Source organism: Pannonibacter anstelovis, assembly GCF_036881715.1.
Lineage (GTDB): Bacteria > Pseudomonadota > Alphaproteobacteria > Rhizobiales > Stappiaceae > Pannonibacter > Pannonibacter anstelovis.
The window spans coordinates 467205-488784 of sequence record NZ_JBAKBF010000003.1; the positions used below are offsets into that span (position 1 = coordinate 467205).

Genomic DNA, 21580 nt, shown 5'->3' on the forward strand with positions numbered 1-21580 from the left:
ACGTTCTCAACGGGCCATTGAGTGATACTCATCATTCGGGCGCATTTCGGTGGCCGCAGCCATGCGGTTGGACATGTTGTAGAACGCAGCAAGGGCGGCAATGTCCCAGATATCCCGGCCGGTAAAGCCCGCATCGCGCAGCGCCTGCCGGTCTGCCTCCACCACTTCTGCGGGGCGTTCGGTCAAGAGCACGGCGAAGTCCAGCATGGCCCGCTGCTTTGCCGTCAGATCCGCCACCCGGTAGTTCATCACCAGCATGTCGCCGAGCACCGGATCTCCGGACAGCTGGCGGACGGCGGCGCCATGGGCAGCGAGGCAATAGAAGCAGCGGTTTACGCTCGACACGGCCACGGCGATCATCTCCCGCTCCAGCTTGGAGAGGTTTGAGGGGCCCAGCATCAGATCGTTATACATGTCGGTGAAGGCGCGCAATTTTGTGTCGTTAAAGGCGTATGCGCGCAGCACATTTGGAATAAATCCTATTTTTTCCTCACACTTTGCAAAGTATCCCTGCGTCGCTTCACTCAACTCGCCTTCGGCCGGCAAATTTAGCGCCATTACATCTTTGTTCGTCATTTTAGTGAATCCTCCCAGATGCCATTTTTTAAGCGGCATTGGCAGCCTAGCATGCCGCCGCTGATTCGCGGGTCAGGAGGACAGAGATGGCGCAGGCACGGGAAATCCAGAAGGCAAAGCTCATTGAAGAGGTGAGCAAAATTCTGACGTCAAAGGCGGAGACGGCAGGGTCCGGCCTCGCGGATTTTGCAGCTGAACTTTACCAGCAGGGTGCTGCAGAAGATCTTGTCGCCTATTCTGCGGACGAGCTGGCTGCTTTCGCGCGTGCAGCGTTCCACGACTTCAGCTTGCATCCTAAGGGCACCAGCCGGATCAGTGTGGCGAACCCTTCCTTCAAGACCAAGGGCAAGATGGCCGGTGAGGTGACGGTCATCGAACTGGTCAATGACAACATGCCCTTCCTGGTGGATTCGGTCATGGCCGAGCTGCATGACAGCAAGCTGACCGTCCATCTGGTGCTGCACCCGATTTACAATGTGGAGCGTGGGGCGCAGGGCGAGCTTGTATCCTTCAGCGGCCACCAGGGCGGGGCTGCGCGGGAAGACCATCAGGAAAGCGTGATCCACATCCACGTCAGCCGTATTGCCAGCGATGAGGCCCGGCAGGGACTGGAACAGCGCCTGACGCGCATCATGGATGACGTGCGCGCAGCCGTCGTCGACTGGAAGGCCATGCGCAAGCGCCTGACCAAGGCGGTGAACACCTACAAGACCGCGCAGGCTGACGGCTCCAGCAACGAGCTGTGGGAAGCGATCCAGTTTCTTGAGTGGATGGCCGATGACAATTTCATTTTCCTCGGCATGCGCGAATACACGTTTGATGGCGGCGCGGGCGAGGGAGAACTGACACCCGTGGACAGCACCGGCCTCGGGCTTCTGGCTGATCCGGACATGCGCGTCCTGCGAAGGGGCGGCGAGTTCGTGCAGATCACTCCGGAGATCCGCGAGTTCCTGATGCGTCCGGACCCGCTGATCATCGCCAAGGCCAATGTGAAGAGCCGCGTGCACCGGCGTGTCTATATGGACTATGTTGGTACCAAGATGTTTGACGCCTCCGGCAAGATGACCGGCGAGCTGCGCATCGTCGGCCTGTTTGCCTCCACGGCCTATAACGAGCCGACAGGCACGATTCCGTTCCTGCGGCGTAAGGTGAGCAATGTGCTGGCGAAGGCGGGCTTTGATTCCGACAGCCACTCGGGCCGCGCCCTCACCAACGTGATGGAAACCTTCCCGCGCGACGAGCTGTTCCAGATCGATCACGAAACGCTCTACGATTTCGCCATGGCGATCCTGCAGCTGGATGAGCGCCCGCGCATTCGCGTGCTGGCCCGGCCGGAGAAGTTCGACCGTTATGTCTCGATCCTCTGCTATGTGCCGCGTGACCGCTACACCACGGAAGTGCGTCTCAATATCGGCACCTATTTTGCCCATGTCTTCGATGGCCACCTGTCTGCCTGGTATGTGACCTATCCGGAGGGGCCTCTGGCGCGTGTGCATTTCATCATCGGCCGCTCCAGCGGCAAGACGCCGTCCGTGGCGCAGGACGAGTTGGAAAAGTCCGTTGCCTCCATCATCCGCACCTGGCCGGACGGACTGATGGATGCCTTCAAGGAAAACTTCAGCCCGGAAGTGGCCGAGCGGTTGTCGGACCGCTATGCGCTTGCCTTCCATGGTGGCTACAAGGAAGTCTACAACGCAGAGAATGCGCTGGCAGACGTCCAGAAGATCGAGAGCCTGTCGGAGGACCGCCAGACCACGATCACCTTCTTCCGCAGCTCCGGTGCGCCGGACACACGCCTGTCGCTGAAGGTGTTCCATCTGGAAGCCCCGATTCCGCTGTCGGCCCGCGTGCCGCTGCTGGAGAATATGGGTTTCAAGGTCATCAACGAGCGCACCTACCGGATCACGCCGGAAGGCATGCCCTTCTGCTACCTGCATGAAATGACGCTGGAAGCGGCCAAGGGCGGCAGCATCGAGCTTTCGTCCGATCTCAAGGGCCGTCTTGAGGCCCTGTTCATGGCCGTGTGGCTGGGGCAGGCAGAAAGCGACGGCTACAACGCGCTGGTGCTGACGGCGAACCTCGGCTGGCGGGACATCGCCATGGTCCGAGCCCTGTCGAAATACCTGCGCCAGGTGGGCATCCGCTATTCCGAAGACTACATGTGGACCACGCTCAACAACTATCCGGTCATTGCCGCCAAGCTGGTCGAACTGTTCCACGTGCGCTTCAACCCGGCGCTCAGCGAGGCAGACCGCACGCTCAATGCGGCGCGGATCGAGAACGAGCTGTCGTCCGAGTTCGACGCGGTTGTCAGCCTGGACGATGACCGCATCCTGCGGCGCTTCCAGAATGTCATCGATGCCATCCTGCGCACCAATTTCTTCCAGCTGGATGCGGACGGAAAGCCGAAGCCGACCTTCGCCTTCAAGATCGACTCGCGCCGTATCGACGACATGCCGCAGCCCAAGCCCTTCCGGGAGATTTCGGTCTACAGCCCCCGTGTCGAAGGCGTGCATCTGCGCTTCGGCAAGGTGGCGCGCGGCGGCCTGCGCTGGTCCGACCGGCCGCAGGACTTCCGCACCGAAGTGCTGGGCCTTGTGAAGGCGCAGCAGGTGAAGAATGCGGTGATCGTGCCGGTGGGCTCCAAGGGCGGCTTTGTGCCCAAGCGCCTGCCTGCGGGCGGTGACCGCGAGGCCGTGTTTGCCGAAGGCACGGAGGCCTACAAGATCTTCGTCAGCTCGCTGCTGGATGTGACCGACAACCTCAAGGGTGACCAGATCCTGCCGCCGCTGGAGGTGGTGCGCCATGACGGGGACGATCCCTATCTGGTGGTGGCCGCCGACAAGGGCACGGCAACCTTCTCCGACACGGCCAATGGCATCTCGACGAGCCGGGATTTCTGGCTGGGTGATGCCTTCGCCTCGGGCGGTTCGGCAGGTTATGACCACAAGAAGATGGGCATCACCGCACGCGGCGCCTGGGAGGCGGTGAAGCGCCATTTCCGCGAGATGAACCGCGATATCCAGAGCGAGCCCTTCACCGTGGCCGGTGTGGGTGACATGTCGGGCGACGTCTTCGGCAACGGCATGCTGCTGTCAAAGGAAATCCGCCTTGTTGCGGCCTTCGACCACCGCGACATCTTCATTGATCCCACCCCGGATGCGGCTTCCAGCTTTGCCGAACGCAAGCGGCTGTTCGACATGGGCCGCTCGTCCTGGGCGGACTATGACAAGAGCCTGATTTCCGCCGGTGGCGGGGTCTTCTCCCGCCAGCTGAAGTCGGTCCCGCTCAGCGAGGAAGCCCAGCAGCTGCTTGGTATTCCCCGGGCGAAGGCAACGCCGCAGGAGGTGATGACCGCCATCCTGAAGCTCAACGTTGATCTGATGTGGTTCGGCGGCATCGGCACCTATATCCGCGCCAGCACGGAGACAGATGCGGACGCAGGCGACCGTGCTAATGATGCCATCCGCATCACCGCGCGCGAGGTGCGGGCCAAGGTCATCGGCGAGGGCGCAAACCTCGGTATGACGCAGCGCGCCCGTATCGAGTTTGGCCGCCGGGGCGGGCGTTCCAACTCGGACGCCATCGACAACTCTGCCGGCGTGAACTCGTCGGACATGGAAGTGAACATCAAGATCGCGCTGGGCGCTGCCGTCCAGTCGGGCAAGCTCGACATTCCCGCCCGCAACGTGCTTCTGGCGCAGATGACGGACGAAGTGGCGGAGCTGGTGCTGCGCAACAACTACCTGCAGTCCCTCGCCATCTCCATGACGGAGCAGCGCGGGCTGGAGGACTTCGGTTATCAGGGCCGCATGATGCGCCAGCTGGAGCAGGCGGGCCATCTCGACCGGCAGGTGGAATTCCTGCCCGACGATGCGGCGCTGGCAGAACTGGAGAAGGCCGGGTTGTTCCTCACCCGTGCCGAGCTTGGCGTGCTTCTCGCCTATGCCAAGATCACGCTCTATGACGCGCTGCTGGAAAGTGACGTGCCGGACGATGATTATCTGGCGCGCGAACTCTTCCGTTATTTCCCGGACCAGATGGCGGATGCCTATGCCGAGGAAATCCGGGGCCACCGGCTGCGGCGGGAAATCATTGCAACGATGCTGGCCAACTCCATGGTCAACCGCTGCGGGCCGACCTTCATCACCCGTATCGCCGATCAGACCGGTGCCAGCGCCGCCGAGATTGCCCGCGGCTTTGTCGCCGTGCGCAACAGCTATGGCCTGACGGACCTCAACGAGGAAATCGACGGGCTTGACACGAAGATCGACGGCAAGGTGCAGCTCGATCTTTATGCCGAGGTGCAGAACCTGTTCCTCGATCAGGTGGTCTGGTTCCGCCGCCATGTTTCCTTCAAGGACGGTATCGAGGCGGTGGTGGAACGCTTCCGCGCCGGGATTGACGCGATGCGGCCGCATCTGGAGAAAGCCGTCACGCCCGCGCAGGCGGCGCTTCTGGCTGCAGCGGTGGAAGAGAACGTGGCCAAGGGCGTGCCGGAGCCGCTGGCCCGCCGTATCACCTGGCTGCCCGTGGAAGCGACCATTCCGGATATCGTGCTCATTGCCGGCGAAACCGGCGCAGAACTGGATGCAGCGGCCTCAACCTTCTTCGTGGTGGCGGCGCATTTCGGCATTGCCGAGATGGGAATCCGGGCACGGAATCTGGTGGTCGCGGATTATTACGACGGGCTTGCACTCGACCGGGCTCTGGCAACGCTTTCCGATGCGCACCGCCAGCTGACGGCGGCAGCGCTCAGGGCTGGCGGCTTTGTCAACTGGCTGGCTGCGCACGAGGCTGAAGTTGCCCGGACGACCCGCTCGGTGGCGGAGATCCTGGAAGGCTCGATCAGTGTGTCCAAGTTCTCGGTCGCTGCAAGCCTGCTGGCGGAAATCGCCCGCTAATGCCTGCTCCGCCGGTCCGGGCTTGGTTGCCCGGACCGGCTTTTACCGGCTCAGCATCCCTGCCATAACGCGTCATGACCGCCGTTTTCCGCTTCGCGCCTTCCCCCAATGGCTATCTGCATCTGGGGCACGCCCTGTCGGCGCTGCTCAACCAGAAGCTTGCGCAAGCCGCTGGCGGGCGGATGCTGCTGCGGATCGAGGACATCGACACGGCCCGCTGCACGCCCGCACTGAAAGCGGCGATGCTGGAGGATCTCCGCTGGATTGGCTTTGCCCATGAAGAGCTGCCTCGCCGCCAGTCAGAGCATTTCGGCGAATATGCTGCAGCTCTTGCCCGTTTGCAGTCCATGGGGCTGGTCTACGAGGCCTATCTCACCCGCTCCGAGATCCGGGGCTTCGTTGCCGAGACGGAGGCGCAGGGAAAACCCTGGCCGCAGGATCCGGACGGGGCGCCGCTCTATCCCGGCGATGCGGCCTTGCTGGGCGCGGGCGAGATTGAACGCCGCCGGGCATCCGGCGCGCCCTTTGCCCTCCGGCTCGACATGCGCAAGGCTGTGAGCCTGCTGAAAGGGCCGCTGTGCTGGCAGGAAGAAGGGGCGGAAGGCCAGGGCCGCACGGTTACGGCTGATCCGCTTGCCTGGGGTGACGTCATCCTTGCCCGCAAGGACACGCCGACGAGCTATCATCTCTCCGTCACGCTGGATGATGCCCTGCAAGGGGTGACGCATGTGGTGCGGGGGCAGGATCTGTTTCTCGCCACTTCCGTGCACCGCCTGCTGCAGGTCCTGCTTGGCCTGCCGGAGCCGCGCTATCATCACCACCGGCTGATCCTGGGGGCGGACGGGCGGAAATTGTCCAAGTCGGAAGGCCACACGGCCCTGAGGGAATTGCGTGCTGCCGGATGGACGGTGGAGGACGTGCGCCGCCGGATCGGGATCTGAATTCAGATCAGTCCCAGCATGTCCAGCGCCAGCACCCATGCACCGCAAGTGACGACGGCTGCGGCGGTGGTGAGGGTGATGGAATTGGCTGACATGGCGTGTCCCGTGCCATAGCGGTTGGCGAAGATGTAGACATTGACGCCAGTCGGGCAGGCGGCTGTCAGCGTCATGGCCGCAGTCCAGACTGGCGGCAGGGCAAAGACATAGGCGCAGAGCACCAGCACGATGGCGGGCATCACCAGAACCTTCAGCACGCTGAGGATGATGCCTGCGCCCAGATTGCCGCGGATGCCATAGAGCACCATGCTCATGCCCAGCGAGAACAGGGCGACGGGCAGGGCGGTGGAGGAGAGCCGGTTGATCACATCCGCCGGAATGCCCGTGAGCGGCAGGGAGAACACCCGCCACACCAGCGAGGCAAGGATCGCCACAACAATCGGATTGGTGATCAGGCTGGCGAGGATCTTCTTGAGAAGAACGGGGAGTGACTGGGATCCGCCGGCGCCATCGGCTGCGGCCGCCCGCTCCATCAAGACCGCGATGACGATGGTCATCACCGGCAGATGCACGGAAATCAGCAATACCAGCGGCAGCAGGCCGTCCGGACCCAGAACGGAAGACACAAGCGGAATGCCGACCATCACGGTGTTGGCAAAGGCGGCGGATACGCCCGCAATTACCCCTGCCCGCGAATCACGGGCAAAAATCTTGCGCACGATCAGCGTGGCGGTGGCCCAGGTGAGGGCAACGCCGCTGAAATAGGCCGCCCAGAGCGCCCAGGGAAAGCCGTGATCCATCGAGACCGTTGCCAGTGTCTTGAAGATGAGCGAGGGGATCGCCACCACAAAGACGAACTGGCCGAGCCCTTCGCCCACGGACTGGGAGAGAAGGCCCGTGCGCGCTGCCAGATAGCCGAGCCCGACAAGCACGAAAACGGGAACAACGATGGTCAGGATCTGCTCAAACATTGCGGGTTCCAGAATGCATCCGGGATGGATATCAGAGCGGGCACAGCAGAGCGCTGCGGACAAGGCGGGACGGCAGGTGTACGGCGCATGGACCAGCCCAGGGCACCGTGACACAATGGGATGAAGCCGCGCGATTCAGGCATGCGGCGCAGCCGCATCACGGGTGCAACTGTAGAAGAGGCGCGGCTTGCCGGTCAACCGGAAGCCCTTATGACGCTGGTGGCAGGGGAACAGCATGACGGGTAAGGAGAAGGGCAGTCCCGAAAGCCAGCGGCTTGCCCTCATGGCCCATGATCTGCGCACGCCGCTCAATGCCATGCGGCTGACGGCGGAGCTGATCGGCATGGAGCCGCTGAGCCCTCTGCAGCAGGTGCGCCTTGCAACGCTGATTGCCGCCATCGACGGTCTTGCGGAGATGACCTCCGGGGTGCTGAACGAGGGCCGTGCAGCGGCTGGTCTGGCGCCTCTGCCGCAGCCTGCGCGGGCCGCGCAGGAAGGTGCAGATGCCGGGCGGATGGTGCTGGAAATTGCCGGTCTGTTCGAGCCGCTTGCCAAGGCCAAAGGTCTGCCTCTTGCCGTCAGCGTGCCGGAGGCGCCGCTTTTCTGTCCGCCGGAGCTGCAGATGGCTCTGCGCCGTGCGGCTACCGTGCTCCTCGACAATGCCATCCGCTACACCCCGCGCGGGCAGGTGCGGGCGGTGCTGCGCGAGGAGGCGGGTACTCTTTTGCTGGAGATCACCGACACGGGGCCAGGGATTGGTGTGATGGAGCGCCGCCGCCTGTTCCGCCCTTTTACACGCGGAACCGCAGGCCGCGCCGGAGATGGCAGCAGCTCGGGCCTTGGCCTTTGGGGGGCGGCGGAGGTGGTGAAGGCAGCTGGCGGGCGGCTGGATCTGGATGACGCACCGGGCGGCGGCTGCCGTTTTTCAGTGCATTTGCCGCTGCCGGGCGGCGGGGGCGCCTCCGGGTCTGGTTCCGCCCAGCCGGGGCCGCATGTGCTGATCGTCGATGACAACGAAACCAACCGGCGTCTGCTTGCCGCCTTGCTGGAGTCCTTTGCCATGACCAGTGACGCAGCCGGGACCGGCCAGCAGGCCGTGAACATGGCAGCGGCAACGGCTTATGACGGGGTGCTGCTTGATCTGCATATGCCGGGCATGGACGGCATGGAAACCGCTGCCGCCCTGCGCCTCGGGCCGGATGGCGCTCGTCTGCCGCTGATTGCGGTGACGGCCGCGCTGGAATCAGTGGGCGACCGCAAGCTGCGGCAGGCCGGGTTTGACGACGTGCTGCCCAAACCCATTTCTCCCTCGCAGCTCTACCAGACCCTCAACCTCGCCCGAACCCGGCACAAGCTGCGGCTGGAGGAGATGGCGGGGTAGGGGGTAGTGGTTCCATTTCTTCTCCATCGTCATCCCGGCCAAGCGAAGCGCGAGCCGGGACCGGTGAGCCGGGGTGCGAGTTGGCTTGGCTGGCGGGTTGAGCCTTTCACCGCATAAGGTGTTCGCATCCAAGTTTGCGTTCGAACCGGTAGGCCTCGGCTCACCGGTACCGGATCTCCGCTTCGCTGCGTCCGGTATGACGATGGAGGGGCTGCGCAAAGATAAGGGCCGCCCCATGTGGAGCGGCCCTTTCCGTTTTGCGCTTAAAGGATGGTCAGCTGCGCACGAGGTTGCGCAGGACGTAGTGCAGGATGCCGCCGGCCTTGATGTATTCCAGCTCGTCCAGCGTATCGACCCGGCACAGGCATTCGATGTTCTTCACCGTGCCGTCCTCGTAGGTCACTTCCACGTTCATCATCTGGCGCGGAGTGATGTCTGCGATGCCCTTGATCGTCACCCGCTCCTTGCCGGTGATGCCATGGGACTGCCAGCTCTCGCCTTCCTTGAAGGTCAGCGGAATGACGCCCATGCCGACAAGGTTGGAGCGGTGGATGCGCTCGAAGGACTGGGCGATGACGGCGCGGACGCCGAGCAGCGTGGTGCCCTTGGCGGCCCAGTCACGCGACGAGCCGGTGCCATATTCCTTGCCCGCGAAGATCACCAGCGGGATGCCGGCTTCCTGATACTCCATGCAGGCGTCATAGATCCACTTCTGCTGGCCGTCCTTCATGGTGACGCCGCCTTCCACGCCAGGAACCATCTGGTTCTTGATGCGGATGTTGGCGAAGGTGCCGCGCATCATCACATGGTGATTGCCGCGCCGCGCACCGTAGGAGTTGAAGTCGGTAACGGCAACCTGATGCTCCGACAGGTAGGTGCCTGCCGGGCTGCTGGCCTTGATGTTACCGGCCGGGGAAATGTGGTCGGTGGTGATGGAATCGAGGAACAGGCCCATCACGGCGGCGCCCTCGATGTCCGTCAGTGGCTTGGGCTCCATGGTCATGCCCTCGAAATAGGGCGGATTGGCCACGTAGGTGGAGGAGACCGGCCACTTGTAGGTCATGCCGCCTTCCACCTTGATCGCCTGCCAGTGCTCGTCGCCCTTGAACACGTCCGAATAGCGCTTGCGGAACATGTCATCGTCGATCGAGGCGCGGATGATCTGGGTGATCTCTTCCGTCGAGGGCCAGATATCCTTGAGGTAGACCGGCTTGCCGTCCTGGTCCTCGCCCAGCGGGTCCGTGGCAACATTGACGTTCATGTTGCCCGCGATGGCATAGGCCACGACCAGCGGCGGCGAGGCCAGATAGTTGGCGCGCACATCCGGGTTCACACGGCCCTCGAAGTTGCGGTTGCCCGACAGGACAGCGCTGACGACGAGGTCATTGTCCGAAATTGCCTTCGACAGTTCCGGCGCCAGCGGCCCGGAGTTGCCGATGCAGGTGGTGCAGCCATAACCGGCGAGATTGAAGCCGAGGGCGTCGAGATCGTCCTGGAGCCCGGCCTTGAGGAGGTAATCCGTCACCACCTGCGAGCCGGGTGCCAGCGAGGTCTTCACCCAGGGCTTGACCTTCAGGCCCTTCCTGCGGGCATTGCGGGCGACAAGGCCGGCGCCGATCAGCACGCTCGGGTTTGAGGTGTTGGTGCAGGAGGTGATGGCGGCGATGACCACATCGCCATGGCCGAGGTCATGGCTGCGGCCTTCGACCGGCACACGCTTCGACAGCTCATCCGCTTTCTTGAACTCGTCTGCCATGGTCTTGGCAAAGCCTGCGGCGACGGCATCGAGGTTGATGCGGTCCTGCGGGCGCTTGGGGCCGGAGAGGGCAGGCACGACGGTGGAGATGTCGAGCTCCAGCGTATCGGTGAAGACAGGATCGGGCGAAGACGCATCGCGGAACATCCCCTGTGCCTTCGAATAGGCCTCGACAAGGGCAACACGCTGCGGATCGCGGCCGGTGGCCTTCAGATAGGCAAGGGTTTCGCGGTCGACGGGGAAGAAGCCGCAGGTCGCGCCATATTCCGGCGCCATGTTGGCGATGGTGGCGGCATCCTCAAGGCTGAGGTTGTCGAGGCCGGGGCCGTAGAATTCCACGAACTTGCCGACCACGCCCTTCTTGCGCAGCATTTCGGTGACGCGCAGCACAAGGTCTGTCGCGGTGATGCCTTCGTTGAGCTTGCCGGTCAGCTTGAAGCCGATGACTTCCGGGATCAGCATGGAAATCGGCTGGCCCAGCATGGCGGCCTCTGCCTCGATGCCGCCGACACCCCAGCCGAGGACCGCAAGGCCATTGACCATGGTGGTGTGGGAATCGGTGCCCACCAGCGTGTCCGGATAGGCGATGGTTTCGCCGTTCTCTTCCTTGATCCAGACTGTCTGGGCCAGATATTCGAGGTTGACCTGATGGCAGATGCCGGTGCCGGGCGGCACGGCGCGGAAATTGTCGAAGGCGGACTGGCCCCAGCGCAGGAATTCATAGCGCTCACCGTTGCGCTGGTATTCCAGCTCCACGTTCCGGGCAAAGGCATCCTTCGTGCCGAAATAATCGATCATAACCGAGTGGTCGATGACCAGATCCACCGGCACCAGCGGGTTGATCTTCTTCGGATCGCCGCCGAGCTTCACCGCTGCATCGCGCATGGCGGCAAGATCGACCACGGCCGGAACGCCGGTGAAGTCCTGCATCAGCACGCGGGCCGGGCGGTAGGAGATTTCATGTTCGGAGGTGCGGGTGACGAGCCACTTGGCCACCGCGCGGATATCGTCAGCGGTCACCGTGCGGTTGTCTTCAAAGCGCAGCAGATTTTCCAGCACCACCTTCAGCGAATTCGGCAGGCGGGAGACGCCCTCAAGGCCGTTCTTCTCGGCGTCCGGAATGGAGAAATAGGTGTAGGTCTGGCCGTTGACTTCAAGGGTTTTCCTGGACTTGAAGCTGTCGAGGGATTGGGTCACGTCGAGCACTCTCCTCTCAAGACCGGGCGCGGCGGCGGGATGGTGCCTGCCCGGAGGATTAAAGATCTCTGGTTCCGGCCATTGCCGGATCTGACTGGCCTCTTGCCGGGCCTCGCCTTTGGTGCCGCGCAGAACCCGCCGCTGCCCGCAGTCGGGCAGGGCAAGAGGCTGCTGCATGCTGCCCCTATAGCCGGTTTTGGCTTTTGCGGCGAGTCATGCACGAAGCATCTGCAACTGGAACCGGTCCGCAGGCGTTGTTTCAACCTTTTGGGCCGGCCTTCGGGACGCCTCGCAGTAAAAGGCTTCGGCATCAGATATTGGGTTTATTTTTCAAAGGGCAACAGGGGTCAAGGACAAAGACCCGCATTCAGTTTAAGGGTAATGGAAAGCGCTTGAATGACATTGCATACTATTGTATACCGCGCTGAAAAATAACACTCAGCCCGCTTGCCCCGGCCCGCCAGAAGTGACCGCGATCCGGAGGTTGGCACTGACCAACAAGGGATTCCGGGATCACCATGAGCCTTTACACCGACTATCTCGCCGAGATCGAAGCCCGCAAGGGTCAGGGCCTTCACCCCAAGCCGATCGAGGATGCCGCGCTCCTCGCCGAGGTGATTGCCAATATCAAGGATACGGGCAGTGCGCATCGCGCCGATTCGCTGCAGTTCTTCATCTACAACACCATTCCCGGCACGACGAGCGCTGCTGGCGAAAAGTCCCGTTTCCTGAAGGAGATCATTCTGGGAACCGAGGTGGTGCCGGAAATCTCCCGCGCCTTCGCCTTCGAGCTGCTGTCCCACATGAAGGGTGGCCCGTCCATCGCCGTGCTTCTGGATCTGGCGCTGGGCGAGGATGCCTCCATCGCCCGTGACGCTGCCGAAGTGCTGAAGACCCAGGTCTTCCTCTATGCCGCCGACACCGACCGTCTGAAGGCCGCCTTCGAGGCCGGCAATCCGGTCGCCAAGGACATTCTGGAGAGCTACGTCAAGGCCGAGTTCTTCACCAAGCTTCCCGAGGTTGAGGAAGAGATCAAGGTCGTCACCTTCATCGCCGCAGAAGGCGATATCTCCACCGACCTGCTGTCGCCGGGCAACCAGGCGCATTCGCGCTCGGACCGCGAACTGCACGGCAAGTGCATGATCTCCGAAGCCGCCCAGGCCGAGATCCGCGCCCTGCAGGCGCAGCACCCGGACAAGCGCGTCATGATGATCGCCGAAAAGGGCACGATGGGCGTCGGCTCCTCGCGCATGTCGGGCGTCAACAACGTGGCGCTGTGGACCGGCAAGCAGGCGAGCCCCTATGTTCCCTTCGTCAACATTGCCCCGATCGTGGCCGGTACCAACGGCATCTCGCCGATCTTCCTGACCACCGTCGACGTGACGGGCGGCATCGGCGTCGACCTGAAGAACTGGGTCAAGAAGCTGGATGACGAGGGCAAGCCGGTCATCGACAACGCCGGCAACCCGGTGCTGGTGCAGAAGTACTCCGTCGACACCGGTACCGTGCTGAAGATCAACAGCAAGTCCAAGAAGCTCTACAGCGAAGACGGCAAGGAAGAGCTGGCCGATCTGTCTGCATCCTTCCGTCCGCAGAAGATGGAATCCATGCGCGCCGGTGGCTCCTATGCCATCGTTTTCGGCAAGAAGCTGCAGACCTTTGCGGCCGAAACGCTGGGCGTCGAAGCACCGCTGGTGTTCTCTCCGGCCAAGGAAGTCTCTCATCCGGGCCAGGGCCTGACGGCGGTCGAGAAGATCTTCAACCGCAATGCGGTTGGCGTTGCGCCGGGCAAGGTGCTGCACGCCGGTTCCGACGTGCGCGTGCGCGTCAACATCGTCGGCTCGCAGGACACCACCGGCCTGATGACCGCGCAGGAGCTGGAAGCGATGGCGGCCACCGTCATTTCGCCGCTGGTGGATGGCGCCTATCAGTCCGGCTGCCACACAGCTTCGGTCTGGGATCTGAAGGCACAGGCCAACATCCCGAAACTGATGAGCTTCATGCACAAGTTCGGTCTGATCACCGGCCGTGACCCGAAGGGCGTCTATCACTCCATGACGGACGTGATCCACAAGGTGCTGAACGACATCACCGTGGATGACTGGGACATCATCATCGGCGGCGACAGCCACACCCGCATGTCCAAGGGCGTCGCCTTCGGTGCTGACTCGGGCACTGTGGCACTGGCTCTTGCCACCGGCGAAGCCACCATGCCGATCCCCGATTCCGTGAAGGTGACCTTCAAGGGCTCCATGAAGGATCACGTCGATTTCCGCGATGTGGTGCACGCCACCCAGGCCCAGATGCTGAGCCAGTTCGGCGACAACGTCTTCCAGGGCCGCGTCATCGAAGTGCATATCGGCACGCTGCTGGCCGACCAGGCCTTCACCTTCACCGACTGGACCGCAGAAATGAAGGCCAAGGCCTCCATCTGCATCTCCGATGATGAGACGCTGATCGGCTCGCTGGAACTGGCCAAGTCGCGCATCCAGGTGATGATCGACAAGGGCATGGACAATGACGCCCAGGTTCTGAAGGGCCTGATCGCCAAGGCAGACAAGCGCATCGCCGAAATCCGCTCCGGCGAAAAGCCGGCGCTGGCTCCGGACGAGAACGCCAAGTACTTTGCCGAAGTCGTCGTCGATCTCGACCAGATCGATGAGCCGATGATCGCCGACCCGGATGTCAACAACCCGGATGTGTCCAAGCGCTACACCCACGATGCCATCCGCCCCGTGTCCTATTACGGCGGCGAGAAGAAGGTCGATCTCGGCTTCGTGGGCTCGTGCATGGTGCATAAGGGCGACATCAAGATCGTCGCGCAGATGCTGAAGAACCTCGAAAAGGTGCATGGCACCGTCGAGTTCAAGGCTCCGCTGGTGGTGGCAGCCCCGACCTACAACATCATCGACGAGCTGAAGGCCGAAGGCGATTGGGAAGTGCTGCAGAAGTACTCCGGTTTCGAGTTCGACGACAGCGCGCCGAAGAGCAAGGCCCGTACCCAGTACGAAAACATCCTGTATCTGGAGCGCCCGGGCTGCAACCTCTGCATGGGCAACCAGGAAAAGGCCGAGAAGGGCGACACGGTTCTGGCCACCTCCACCCGCCTGTTCCAGGGCCGTGTGGTGGAAGACAGCACCGAGAAGAAGGGTGAGTCCCTGCTCGCCTCCACCCCTGTGGTGGTGCTCGCCGCCGTTCTGGGCCGCACGCCCAACGTGGACGAGTACAAGCAGGCCGTGGAAGGGATCGATCTGACCAAGTTCTCCCCGCCGGTCGAAAAGCTGGCAACGGCACGCTCGGTTCACTTCTGAGCCGCCAGAGCCATCTGAGCCTCTGATGGCCTGACTTTCAGCGGCCGCCCGTCCTGCGAGGATCCTATCGGATCTGACCCGGACGGGCGGCCGTTCTGTTGTGAGGCACAGCTCTGCCCTCTCTCTACGCAGTTCTAGCTGCTTGCCATCGTCCGGGGGGCATCCTAACAAGGACCGGAATGAAGCGCGGAGCTGTCCCCTGAAACTGATTGCCGACAAACTTGCCGTGGACCGGGGCGGGCGCCGGGTGTTCGCCGGATTGAGCTTTCAGCTCGAGGCGGGCCGGGCGCTGGTCATCACCGGCGCCAATGGGGTCGGCAAGTCGACACTGTTGCGCACATTGGCGGGGCTTGTGCCGGTGAGTGAGGGCAAGCTGGCACTGGAGGGCGGTCAGCCGGACCGGAGCCTTGCCGAACACGCCCACTATTTCGGCCATGAAAGCGCGGTGAAGCGTGCCCTGAGTGTGCTGGAAAACCTTGAGTTCTGGCGCAGCTTCATGGTCCCGGCCCGGCCGGAGGGTTTTGCAGGCGAGGTGTTGCAGCCGCTGGATATTCTCGACCGGCTGGGCATCGCGCATACGGCGAACCTGCCTGCGGCCTATCTGTCGGCTGGGCAAACCCGGCGGCTGGCGCTGGCGCGCCTGTTCGTGACGCCGCGCCCCATCTGGCTGATGGATGAGCCGACATCGGCCCTCGACAAGGCCTCCGAAGCGCAGCTTCTCGGTTTCATGAACGCGCATCTGGCTGCAGGCGGGCAGATCGTCACTGCCACCCACTCAGAACTTGCGCTTCATCCCGCCGATGCGCTGCATCTGGCTGCTCCCGAGCAGGGAGACGAGGTTGAAGATGAGGGAGATGAGGCATGAACGGCTGGTTCCTTGCCCTCGTTGCCCGTGAATTCCGTCTTGCCGTCCGGGTTGGCGGGGGGGCGCTGATCGGCGTGCTGTTCTTTCTGGCCGTGGTCACGGTCATTCCCTTTGGCGTCGGGCCGGATCTCAATCTTCTGTCCCGTATCGGCCCGGCGATCCTCTGGATCGGCGCGCTGCTGTCGGCGCTGCTGGGGCTCGACCGGCTGTTTCAGGCTGACCGGGATGACGGTTCGCTGGATCTGATGCTGATGGCCGGCCAGCCGCTGGAACTGGTGGTGCTGGGCAAGTGCCTTGCCCATTGGGTGGCGACCGGCCTGCCGCTGGTGCTGGCAGCGCCCGTGCTGGCCGTTTTCCTCAATCTCGGGCCGGTGGCCATGGGGGCGGTGACGCTGACCTTGCTGGTGGGCACTCCCGCTCTGACGCTGATCGGTGCAATCGGCGCGGCGCTGACCGTGTCGTTGCGCCGGGGCGGTCTGCTGCTCGCGGTACTGGTGGTGCCGCTGACGATCCCGGTGCTGATCTTTGGTGTGAGCGCGGCAGATGCTGCGGTGAATGACCCGGTGCCCTTCATGACACCCTTCCTCATTCTCTGCGCGCTGACGCTGTTTTCGGCTGTCCTCGGGCCCGTGGCGGCGGCGGCTGCCCTCCGGTTTGCGGCGGATTGAACCCGTCAGGGCATGACGCTTTCGTGATTGCGGTCACATGGGGGCTTGACCCAGCGCAAGGCAATGCGAAAACCCTTGAGGCATAGAGAGCGGACCTGCGGCCTTGCATTGCAGCGGCGGGTGAGAGGGATTAGAACCATTCCATGGCACTTGTTGATCTGGCGAACCCGACCCGTTTCATGAGCCTTGCCCGGGCCATCCTGCCCTGGGCAACGGGCCTGTGTGTACTGCTGTTTGCCATCGGGCTCTACATGACCTTCTTCGTGGCGCCGGAGGATTACCAGCAGGGCGACACGGTACGGATCATGTATATTCACGTACCCGCCGCCTGGCTGTCGATGATGTGCTATTCGGTCATGGCCCTGTCCGCCCTCGGCACGCTGGTGTGGAAGCATCCGCTGGCCGATGTCTCGGCCAAGGCGGCAGCGCCGCTGGGGGCTGCCTTCACCTTCATGGCGCTGATCACCGGCTCGCTCTGGGGCAAGCCCATGTGGGGCACCTATTGGGTGTGGGATGCGCGCCTGACCTCGGTTCTGGTGCTCTTCATCATGTATCTGGGCCTCATGGCCCTGTGGCGGACGATGGATGACCCGATCCGGGCGGGCAAGGCAGCGGCCGTGCTGACGCTCGCCGGGGTGATCAACCTGCCCATCATCAAATTCTCCGTCGACTGGTGGAATACGCTGCACCAGCCGGCCAGCGTCATCCGCATGGACGGGCCGACGATCCACCCGGATCTGCTGTGGCCCCTGATGGTGATGGCGGCAGCCTTCACGCTGCTGTTCCTGGTGCTGCATGCCCATGCGATGATCAACGAAATCCTGCGGCGGCGGGTGAGGGCGCTGCGCATGCGGGCTGCCGCTGTGCGCCCGGCAGGTGCCAGCGCGGCAACGCCGGTCGCAGCGGAGTGACATGACAATGGCAGCTTTTGACCTTGGCCCCCACGCGGGCTTCATCATCGCCTCCTTTGTGATCTGCCTTGGCGTCGTTGCCGGCCTGACCGGCTGGGTGTGGCTGGACCGGCGGCGGCTCAATGCGGAACTCAGGGCGCTTGAGGCGCAAGGTGTGCGCCGCCGCACGGCAGCCGGGACGCAAGGCCAATGAGCGCGCCGGATCAGTCTTCCGCCGCCAAGCCGGATGCGGGCTCACGCCGCCGCATTCCTGTTTTCGCACTGCTGCCGCTGGTGATCTTCGCCGCGCTGGCGGTGCTGTTCATGTTCCAGATGTTCTTCGGGCGTGATCCGTCCGAACTGCCTTCTGCGCTGCTGAACAAGCCCGCGCCCCGCATGGAGCTTCCTGCGGTGGAAGGGCTGACGGACAATGGTGCGCCTGTGCCCGGCATCACGGCAGCCGATCTTGAGGGCGGCGTGTCGGTGGTCAACGTCTTTGCCTCCTGGTGCGTGCCCTGCCGTCAGGAGCATCCGGTGCTGGAGGAAATGGCGAAGGATGGCCGGTTCCGCATGTACGGGATCAACTACAAGGACCAGCCCGAGAACGCCCGTCGCTTCCTCGGCACGCTCGGCAATCCGTATGACAAGGTGGGTGCGGACGCTGGCGGGCGCGCGGCGATCGAGTGGGGCGTCTATGGGGTGCCTGAGACCTATGTGGTCGATGGCAAGGGCGTGATCCGCTACAAGTTCATCGGTCCGCTCTCGCCTGAAAGCTACGAGCAGGTGCTTCGGCCCCAGCTGGAACGGGTTCTGGCCGGCGGCAGCTGATTTCAGGGTTTTGATATAAAAAACGCCGCCTTTGCCTTCCGGCAGCAGGCGGCGTTCTCATGTCTGCGGCAGGGGTGTGCCTGCCGCAGCATCGGGTGTTTCTCAGCGTCCTGTAATGCCCGGGAAGGCGATCAGCAGACCGACAGCCAGCATCTGCAGGGCGATGAAAGGCAGCAGCGCGCGGAAGATGACGCCCAGCGTGATGCCAGGGGGGGCCACGGACTTCAGATAGAAGGCTGCGGGACCAAAGGGCGGTGACAGGAACGAGATCTGCATGTTCATGCAGAACAGGACGCCGAACCACACCGGATCAAGACCGAGCGACTTGATGATCGGCACGAAGATCGGCATCGTCAGCAGGGCAATGCCGACCCAGTCGAGGAAGGCGCCGAGCACGAACAGGATGGCCATCATCACCAGCACGATGACGGTTGGATTGTCCGAGATGCCGGTGATCATGCCCGAGACGAAGTTTACCCCGCCCATCAGGTTGTAGACGCCGACAATGGCCGTGGCGCCAATTCCGATCCAGACGATCATGCCGACCGTGGAGAGCGTCTGCATCGCCGCATCGCGCAGCAGCTTCAGCGAAAATTCGCCGCGCAGGATCGTGGACAGGATCACGCCGCCGACGCCAATGGCCGAGGCTTCCGTCACCGAGGCGACGCCGCCATAGATCGAGCCAAGAACAATGGCGACCACCAGAACCGGCAGTGCCAGCCCTTTCAGCAGGCGCAGCTTTTCCTCACGCGGGATCGGCTCCGGATCCACCTGTGGCACCACATGCGGCGTCAGCCAGGCCCGTGCCAGGATGTAGGCCACATAGAACATGGCCAGCATGAAGCCCGGCAGGAAGGCTGCGGTGAACAATTCGCCGATGGAGACATTAGCAGTCAGGCCGTAGATGATCAGCACGATGGACGGCGGGATCATGGTGCCCAGCGAGCCGCCCGCACAGACCACGCCGATGGCCAGATTGCGGTCATAGCCCTGCCGCAGCATCTGGGGCAGGGCGATCATGCCCAGCAGCACGATTTCACCGCCGATGATGCCGCTCATGGCCGCTAGAATGACGGAAACGAAGACGGTCTGCACTGCAACGCCGCCGCGCATCCGCCCGGCGAACAGCTTCATCGCATCGAACAGATCCCGGGCAATGCCGGAGCGGTCGAGGATAGCGGCCATGAGCACGAACATGGGCACCGAGACGAACACGAAGTTCATCACGAAGGAATAGACGCGGCTGGTAATGAGCGGGATCGACATCGGGCCGAACCAGCCAAGCGCGAAAACAAGCGCCACGAGCAGTGTGACAAAGGCGAGCGGCATGCCCGTGAGCAGCAGCACGACCATCATGATGAACATGACCGCCGTGCCCCAGCCGATGCCGAGCGCCTGCAGGTTGAAGCTGAAATCCAGAAGATCGGTCATGGCTCAGTCCTTCAGGCTGCGGCGGGCGTGGTTGAAGGCGAGCACCAGAAACTGGAGAACCAGCGCAATCATCACCACCAGGATGAAGACCTTGATCAAGGCCGGGGTTGGCGGGCTCCAGGCGCTGCCGGTGGTCTCCAGCCGGATCCCGCCGGAAGGCGCCAGAACCGCGCGCTGGACCATGTGCCAGGAGGCGTAGGCAAAGAAGCCGCTGGCGATGGCGCAGGCGAGGGAGATGAGCACATCGGCTGCCTTGCGCAGGCGCGGCGGCAGGATGTCGTAGAGCAGCACCACCCGGATATGGGTGTTGCGGCTGGTGCAATAGAGCCCGCCGAACACGAAGGCGAGGCCGCACAGGAAGACCGTTGCCTCATGCGCCCAGATGGTGGGGCTGTTGAAGAGATAGCGCAGGAACACTTCGAGCAGCAGAATGGCTGCAGCCAGAACGATGCCTGCCGCAAAGAGGAAGCCTGACGCGTTGATCAGGCGGCCCAGGAGCCCGGCTTCAGGGGCAGCGCCCTGTTCCGGCTCGGGCGGAAGGCCGGGGGCCTGCGCATCTGTATGGGGGGTGCCGTGTGTCATGTCTTTATCCAGCGGGACGGGCCTGACGGACAAAAGCGGCACAATCCTGTGCCGCTTCGTGGTCTCTTGTATGGCAGCTGCCTTTGCGCGGGCTGAGGCAGGATATGTGATGCCCTGCCTCAGTCCGTTTCAGGCTGCCGTGTTCAGAGCAGGCCCTTCTGGGTCAGGTAGCTGGTCAGCGTGTCATAGACCTTCTGGGCCATCGGCGAGCCCTTGGCGATGCGCTCCCACTCGGCCATGGCGATCTTGCGGAACTTGGCGCGTTCCTCGTCCGGCCAGTTGTGGATGGTGATGGAACCATCTGCCCTGGCTTCTTCAAGCGCCTTCAGATCGGCTGCCTTCAAGCCGTTGATCTGGGTCTGCTGGAACTCCTTCACGGTCGTCTCCAGCAGGGCCTTGATGTCGTCCGGCAGAGCATCCCACTTGGCCTTGTTCATGGACACTTCCACCAGCGGCAGGGAATGGAAGCCCGGATAGACAGGATGCAGGGCGACCTTGTTGAGGCCCTGGGCCTGGTTGACCGAGAACACGGAATAGTCGGCAGCGTCCACCACGCCCTTGTCGATGGCGGTGAAAACTTCCGACGATGGCAGGTTCACCGGGGCGGCGCCTGCTGCGGCGAAGACGTTGGCGATCGGGCCTTCGGGCGAGCGCACCTTGACGCCCTTCAGGTCATCCACGCTGTCGAGCGGCACGCGCGAGACGAAGGCTTCGAGGCCGGGGGTGGAGACGCCGATGAAATGCAGGCCGTAGGAGCCCAGCAGCTCCTGCATGATTTCCTTGCCGCCGCCGTTCTCGACAAAGTCGATCATCTGTGCCGGATCAGACCAGGCTCCGACCGGGTTGGCGATGAGGCCGAAAGCCGGGTCCTTGCCGGCCCAGTAGGACGAATCGCAGATCTGGCCGTCGAGAATGCCGGCTGCGACCGCATCCAGAGTCTCGTTGTACTCGACCACGGAGCCCACGGGCATCAGCTCGATCTTGACCTGGCCGCCTGACTTTTCGGCGACGAGATCGGTCCAGCCCTTCTGATATTCGAAGTTCGGGTTGCCGGCCGGGTCCGAGGATTGGAACCGGAACGAATATTCCTGCGCCAGTGCCGTCGTTGCCAGCGCGAAGGCGGCCACTGCGGCCACCGAGGCCGTCTTCAGAAAACGCTTCATGATGCTTCCTCCCTTTGACGTGTTCTTGGATGGGTATTTGCCGGAGCGCATTGGGCTCCCGTCTCTGGCGGTTTAACGCCTCCCAGGAAAAGTGGAAACCGCTTCTCCTGAAAAGATGG

The 21580-nt window shown here is 63.1% G+C and carries 15 protein-coding genes; 9 read left to right on the forward strand and 6 right to left on the reverse strand.

From position 1 onward, the window contains the following. Nucleotides 1-6: 6 nt before the first annotated feature. Nucleotides 7-576, reverse strand: coding sequence for a peroxidase-related enzyme (locus V6L75_RS07475; protein WP_334250875.1), 570 nt, complete (start codon nt 574-576; stop codon nt 7-9). A gap of 86 nt (nt 577-662) precedes the next feature. On the opposite strand from V6L75_RS07475, the gene V6L75_RS07480 reads away from it, so the two are divergent. After that, a complete protein-coding gene (locus V6L75_RS07480; protein WP_334250876.1) occupies nt 663-5480 on the forward strand; it encodes an NAD-glutamate dehydrogenase in 4818 nt (1605 codons plus the stop codon). 74 nt (nt 5481-5554) lie between these two features. After that, nucleotides 5555-6421 carry a tRNA glutamyl-Q(34) synthetase GluQRS gene (gluQRS, locus tag V6L75_RS07485; protein ID WP_334250877.1) on the forward strand — a complete coding sequence of 289 codons (867 nt, stop codon included), beginning with the start codon at nt 5555-5557 and terminating at the stop codon, nt 6419-6421. 2 nt (nt 6422-6423) lie between these two features. Here the strand turns inward: gluQRS and V6L75_RS07490 are convergent, their stop codons facing one another. Continuing rightward, nucleotides 6424-7389: an AEC family transporter gene (locus V6L75_RS07490; RefSeq protein ID WP_334250878.1), complete on the reverse strand. Its 966-nt coding sequence runs from the start codon at nt 7387-7389 to the stop codon at nt 6424-6426. 235 nt (nt 7390-7624) lie between these two features. Here V6L75_RS07490 and V6L75_RS07495 point away from each other — a divergent pair, with 235 nt between their 5' ends. Then, nucleotides 7625-8770, forward strand: a complete 1146-nt coding sequence (locus V6L75_RS07495) for a hybrid sensor histidine kinase/response regulator (protein WP_334250879.1) — start codon at nt 7625-7627, stop codon at nt 8768-8770. A gap of 274 nt (nt 8771-9044) precedes the next feature. Here V6L75_RS07495 and acnA read toward each other — a convergent pair whose 3' ends face one another. Beyond that, entirely contained in the window at nt 9045-11723 is a 2679-nt protein-coding gene (gene acnA, locus V6L75_RS07500) for an aconitate hydratase AcnA (RefSeq protein ID WP_334250880.1), read from the reverse strand. Nucleotides 11724-12241: 518 nt separating this feature from the next. Here acnA and V6L75_RS07505 point away from each other — a divergent pair. The 6 genes from V6L75_RS07505 (at nt 12242) to V6L75_RS07530 (ending at nt 18285) form a co-directional block, all read left to right on the forward strand. Then, nucleotides 12242-15034 (forward strand): bifunctional aconitate hydratase 2/2-methylisocitrate dehydratase, encoded by a 2793-nt coding sequence (locus tag V6L75_RS07505; RefSeq protein ID WP_334250881.1) that lies wholly within the window; start codon nt 12242-12244, stop codon nt 15032-15034. Nucleotides 15035-15233: 199 nt separating this feature from the next. Continuing rightward, complete coding sequence (gene ccmA, locus V6L75_RS07510; protein ID WP_334250921.1) at nt 15234-15899, forward strand: heme ABC exporter ATP-binding protein CcmA; 666 nt, start codon at nt 15234-15236, stop codon at nt 15897-15899. Next, entirely contained in the window at nt 15896-16567 is a 672-nt protein-coding gene (gene ccmB, locus V6L75_RS07515; protein ID WP_019964418.1) for a heme exporter protein CcmB, read from the forward strand. Before ccmA ends, ccmB begins: the two co-directional genes overlap by 4 nt. A gap of 143 nt (nt 16568-16710) precedes the next feature. Then, nucleotides 16711-17478 carry a heme ABC transporter permease gene (locus V6L75_RS07520; protein WP_050474115.1) on the forward strand — a complete coding sequence of 256 codons (768 nt, stop codon included), beginning with the start codon at nt 16711-16713 and terminating at the stop codon, nt 17476-17478. 1 nt (nt 17479) lies between these two features. Continuing rightward, nucleotides 17480-17671 (forward strand): heme exporter protein CcmD, encoded by a 192-nt coding sequence (gene ccmD, locus V6L75_RS07525; RefSeq protein WP_334250882.1) that lies wholly within the window; start codon nt 17480-17482, stop codon nt 17669-17671. Further along, nucleotides 17668-18285, forward strand: a complete 618-nt coding sequence (locus tag V6L75_RS07530; protein WP_334250883.1) for a DsbE family thiol:disulfide interchange protein — start codon at nt 17668-17670, stop codon at nt 18283-18285. Before ccmD ends, V6L75_RS07530 begins: the two co-directional genes overlap by 4 nt. A gap of 102 nt (nt 18286-18387) precedes the next feature. Here the strand turns inward: V6L75_RS07530 and V6L75_RS07535 are convergent, their stop codons facing one another. From V6L75_RS07535 to V6L75_RS07545, 3 genes are all read right to left on the reverse strand, one after another. Next, nucleotides 18388-19716, reverse strand: coding sequence for a TRAP transporter large permease (locus V6L75_RS07535; protein WP_334250884.1), 1329 nt, complete (start codon nt 19714-19716; stop codon nt 18388-18390). A 3-nt stretch (nt 19717-19719) separates the two neighbouring features. After that, nucleotides 19720-20298: a TRAP transporter small permease subunit gene (locus V6L75_RS07540; protein WP_334250885.1), complete on the reverse strand. Its 579-nt coding sequence runs from the start codon at nt 20296-20298 to the stop codon at nt 19720-19722. A gap of 143 nt (nt 20299-20441) precedes the next feature. After that, on the reverse strand, nt 20442-21461 hold the full coding sequence (locus V6L75_RS07545) for a TRAP transporter substrate-binding protein (RefSeq protein WP_334250886.1): 1020 nt from the start codon (nt 21459-21461) through the stop codon (nt 20442-20444). Nucleotides 21462-21580: the final 119 nt, after the last annotated feature.